This is a genomic window from Streptomyces sp. NBRC 110611 (genome assembly GCF_001590865.1).
Taxonomy (GTDB): domain Bacteria; phylum Actinomycetota; class Actinomycetes; order Streptomycetales; family Streptomycetaceae; genus Streptomyces.
Window position 1 is genome coordinate 1 of record NZ_BBUY01000095.1, and the last position, 756, is coordinate 756.

The following is a 756-nucleotide window of genomic DNA, read 5'->3' on the forward strand; positions in this document are numbered from 1 at the left end:
TGGCTGGTGGATGAGCGGTTTGTGGACTCGCGTCTGGTGTTTGTGACGCGTGGTGCGGTGTCGGGTGTGGATCTGGCGGGTGCGGCGGTGTGGGGTCTGGTGCGGTCGGCGCAGTCGGAGAACCCGGGCCGTTTCGGTCTGGTGGATCTGGACGGCGACGATGTCGATGTGACCGTGCTGCCGCAGGCGCTCGCGACCGACGAATCCGAATTGCTGGTGCGTGGTGGTGGTGAGGTGCTGGCGGCCCGGCTTGCTCGTACGCGGTCTCAGCGTGCGATGAGCTGGGAGACCTCCGCCAAGGTTCTGATCACCGGCGGTACTGGCGGTCTGGGACGGGCTGTTGCCCGGCACTTGGTGGCCGGGCACGGGGTGCGTGATGTGGTGCTGGTCAGCCGTAGTGGCCCGGCCGCCGACGGCGCGCAGGAGCTGGTGGCCGAGCTTCGGGGTATCGGTGCGGATGTGGCCGTCGAGGCGTGTGATGTGACCGATGCGGGGGCCGTGGCGGACCTGATCGCTCGTTGTGCGCCCACGGCCGTGGTGCACACGGCCGGTGTTCTCGATGACGGTGTGGTGGAGTCACTGACCCCGGAGCGGTTGGCGGCGGTGCTGCGTCCGAAGGTGGACGCGGCGTGGTATCTGCACGAGGCGACCAGGGATGTGGATCTGGACGCGTTCGTGGTGTTCTCGTCCGTGGCGGGCACGATCGGCAGCGCGGGCCAGGCGAACTACGCGGCGGGCAACGCTTTCCTGGATGCG

General features: G+C 68.7%; 1 protein-coding gene. It reads left to right on the forward strand.

All coding sequences use genetic code 11. The features are described 5' to 3' along the window. Nucleotides 1-21 precede the first annotated feature (21 nt). Nucleotides 22-756: beta-ketoacyl reductase (locus AZE13_RS33520; protein ID WP_309302260.1), on the forward strand; the 735-nt coding region annotated here is incomplete at its 3' end.